General features: G+C 72.3%; 1 protein-coding gene. It reads left to right on the plus strand.

The window, feature by feature from the left end:
- Nucleotides 1–625, plus strand: a 625-nt coding sequence (locus tag AC1DZC_RS20075) for a hypothetical protein (protein WP_477044502.1), incomplete at both ends; no start/stop codon positions are given.

The raw sequence follows: 625 nt of genomic DNA on the forward strand, positions 1-625 counted from the left end.
CTCGGCCTCGGCCTGCTGGCGGCGGCGCTGGCGCGGGCCGGCAGGGCCGGGGCAGGCGCAGCGGTGCTCGCCATGGGCGCGCTGCCGCTCTTCGCCGGATGGCAGGCAGCCGTGCTGAAGGACACCCAGATGCTCGGCGCGATGCTCGCCGCGGTCGGGCTGGTCGGCTGGTGGCGGCTGGCGGGGCGTCGGATGCCGGTCCCGGCCATCATCGCCATGGTCCTGTTGCTGGCTTATGCGACGCTGGTGCGTGCCAATGCCGTCTTCGCGGTAGCGCCGCTGGTGGTGATGCTCGCGCCCTGGCCCACGCGCCTCTGGCAGCGCGGCCTCGCAATCGTCGCGGGAGTCCTCATGGTGCTGGCCGTCACGCCGCCGATCAACCACGGCCTGCTCGGTGCCGGGCAGACCGAGGTCACCCGGACCCTGCCGATCTTCGATCTGGCCGGCATCGCGCATTTCTCCGCGGCCGGCGATCTCCTGCCCGCGGAACGCGCCCTGATCGCGCGCCGCCATTGCTACCAGCCCTATTTCTGGGATCCGCTCGGCGACGACAGCCGCTGCGGCAGCATCGCCCAGCGTCTCGATCTCGTGCCTGCACGCACGCTCGTCACCCTGTGGCTGGGAT

This window comes from Cellulomonas sp. P2_B4 (assembly GCF_056404795.1).